The organism is Paenibacillus sp. OT2-17 (assembly GCF_009827695.1).
Taxonomy (GTDB): Bacteria; Bacillota; Bacilli; order Paenibacillales; family Paenibacillaceae; genus Paenibacillus; species Paenibacillus polymyxa_B.
In genome coordinates this window covers 1-3,181 of record NZ_WUDQ01000433.1, presented here as the reverse complement: position 1 = coordinate 3,181, position 3,181 = coordinate 1, and the positions used below count along the sequence as shown (strand labels likewise).

Below are 3,181 nucleotides of genomic sequence, written 5' to 3'. Positions count from 1 at the left end.
ATCCTTCCACGGCTCCTTCACCTCCATATGCTTAACAATTGTACTATATCAAAAATGCTGAGGGTTACAACCTGAGTACTTCGAAATCTTTTAAAGGCACTAAAGTTACAGACTTTAAAGATGTAGGTGTTAAAGCTGTTGACGACCATACATTGCAAGTAGAGCTGGAGCACCCAACTCCTTACTTCTTGGGATTGACTTCTTTCTACACTTTTTACCCTGTAAATCCTTCCGTTAAAGGTAATGATAAGTGGGCTGTTAAGAAAGATAGCATGATCACTAACGGACCTTACACATTAACGACTTGGGACAGCGGTCAAAAGATCGAAGTAACCAAAAGTGAAAACTATTGGGGTAAAGATGATATCAAGCTGAATAAAATTACGATGTCCCTTGTAAATAGCGGTGCAACAGAGCTGGCTTCTTATAGAAGTGGACAACTCGATTACGCAGGTATGCCAAACGGTGAAATTCCTACCGACCAAATTCCGGCTGTGAAAAAAGAACTGCCTAACGAATTTAAGGCAAAAGGGATTGCAAGTACGTACTACTATCTGTTTAATGTAACTGAAAAACCATTTAACAATGTTAAAATCCGTAAAGCATTTGCGATGGCTATTGAACGCCAACCAATCGTTGAAAGAGTAACATTGGGCGGTCAAATTCCTGCATACGGCTTTGTACCTCCAGGTATCAAAGGAGTATCTCAAGAATTCCGTACTGAGAATAAAGATGATTACTTCAAAGAAGACTTCACTGAAGCGAAAAAATTGCTTCAAGAAGGTATGAAGGAAGAAGGCGTAACTACACTTCCTCCGGTAACATTGCTGTATAACTCCAGCGAGAGTCACCAAAAGATTGCTTTGGCAGTTGCTGATATGTGGAAGAAAAACCTTGGTGTTGACATCAAAACTCAAAACCAAGAGTGGGGCGTATTTATCCAAACACGTAACAAGCTGAATTTCCAAATCGCTCGTGGTGGATGGTCTGCTGACTATAATGATCCAATGACATTCCTGGATATGTGGACAACAGGCAATGGCAACAACAATGCAGGTTATGCTAACCCAGCATATGATGCTTTGATTGAAGCAGCTAAGAAAGAAACTGATCCAGCAAAACGCATGGAAGATTTTGCGAAAGCTGAGAAAATTCTGGTTCAAGATGATATGGTAATGCTTCCGATCTACTACTACTCAAATGTTTCTTTAACGAAACCGAATGTAAAAGACATTGGGCTTGACTTTAGTGGAGCAGTTGATTTCACAAGAGCGTATATTACACAGTAACTGAAGCTCGATTCTGAAGTTTGATAGTTACTTCGGGATATATATGTGGATAGAACCATATATATCCCGTTTTTTTTGTGTGTCATGGTCTTTTCCATCATCATGTAACCATGCAAATAAGTAGATTGGACAGTCCAATTCTATTTCGATAAAATCGAATGGTGTCGAAAAAAATTTATGGGGGGTGTAAACGGGCAATGACGCGTTATTTGATCAGTAAATTTTTCTATATGCTGCTATCTTTGTTCATTCTGATCTCTACGACGTTTTTTCTCATGAAAGCAATTCCGGGTAACCCCTTCATGAGTGAAAAAGCGACTTCTCCTGAGATTCAAGCCCGGTTAATGGAACAATATGGGCTGGATAAGCCTGTATATGTCCAATATTTTAAATACTTAGGTGATATTGCTTCAGGTGATTTTGGTATTTCTATGAAAAAGCTGAATCAAAGTGTAACTGACATTATCGGACAAACTTTTACGGTTTCCCTCAAACTAGGTTTTGTTGCCATAATCGTGTCGATAATTGTCGGTCTCTTGCTAGGTATGCTGGCAGCTTTGTATCATCGTAGGCTAATAGATAACGTTGCAATGGTATTAGCTATCATGGGGATTGCGGTTCCCAGCTTCGTTCTAGCATCGTTGATTCAATTTTTCTTCGCTCAACAGTTAGGTTGGTTTAATGTTATGGGCTTTGACGGTCCGATGGACTACGTTCTGCCTGTTGCAGCTTTATCTGCTTCCCCAATTGCGTTTATCGCTCGACTGACGCGTTCCAGCATGCTGGAAGTGCTTCATGCGGATTACATTAAGACTGCCAAAGCTAAAGGCTTGAAATCCATTACAATTATGTTCAAACACGTTGTACGTAATGCTATTTTGCCGGTTGTTACCTATGTGGGACCCATGACGGCCAATATTATTACGGGTTCAGTTGTTATTGAACGTATCTTCGGGATTGGCGGTATTGGTAAGGTATTCGTAGATAGTATTACAACCCGCGATTATACCATGATTATGGGAGTTACTATTTTTTACGGTATTTTGCTGATGGTGGCGCGTTTTATTACAGATATTGCATATGGATTTATTGATCCGCGGATTAAGCTTACTGGCGGGAAGGAGGGATAACTTTATGTCTGTTAAAGATAATGCTGTGAACTTGGATAAGCTTCAGGTAAAACCGGAAGATTTCCAGAAGGTCGGGGCGGATGAAAAGCAGTCTGAAGTTATTCAGCGCGAAAGCTTGTCCGCTTGGCGAGATGCTTGGGAACGACTTCGTAAAAATAAACTGGCAATGACGAGCTTGAGTGTGTTGGTTCTCATTGTGCTTGCTTCAATTGTTGGGCCGATGCTGTCCCCATACGATGACCGCACCAATGATTTGTTGAGCACCAATCTTCCTCCTTCGGCGGAACATTGGTTCGGAACAGATGATCTGGGACGTGATATGTTTGTACGTACTTGGATGGGCGCTCGGATTTCCTTGATTATTGGTTTGGCTGCTGCAATGATTGACTTGATGATTGGAGTTATTTATGGTGGAATTATGGGTTACTTTGGTGGCCGCGTTGATGAAATCATGAATAAATTTTCTGAAATCTTGTACTCCATTCCTTACTTGCTTGTTACGATCCTGTTGCTGGTTGTACTGGAGCCAAGTATCACTACAATTATTATTGCGCTCTGTGTAACGGGGTGGATTAACATGTCGTGGATTGTACGTGGTGAGATGTTACAACTTAAAAACCGAGAATTCGTACTTGCTTCCCGTTCAATGGGTGCTGGTGCAGGTCGTTTGCTGTTCCGCCACTTGTTGCCTAATGCGGTAGGACCAATCATTGTCACACTGACTTTGACAGTTCCAAGTGCTATTTTCTCTGAGGCATTCCT

At 41.2% G+C, this 3,181-nt stretch carries 2 protein-coding genes and 1 pseudogene; all 3 read left to right on the top strand.

The features are described from left to right. Positions 1 to 1,289, top strand: a pseudogene (locus GRP75_RS22580) (peptide ABC transporter substrate-binding protein); the annotation flags it as partial. A 197-nt stretch (positions 1,290 to 1,486) separates the two neighbouring features. Then, positions 1,487 to 2,419: an ABC transporter permease gene (locus GRP75_RS22575; RefSeq protein WP_160790419.1), complete on the top strand. Its 933-nt coding sequence runs from the start codon at positions 1,487 to 1,489 to the stop codon at positions 2,417 to 2,419. A gap of 4 nt (positions 2,420 to 2,423) precedes the next feature. Continuing rightward, the coding region (locus GRP75_RS22570; RefSeq protein WP_160790418.1) for an ABC transporter permease at positions 2,424 to 3,181 on the top strand (758 nt) is incomplete at its 3' end.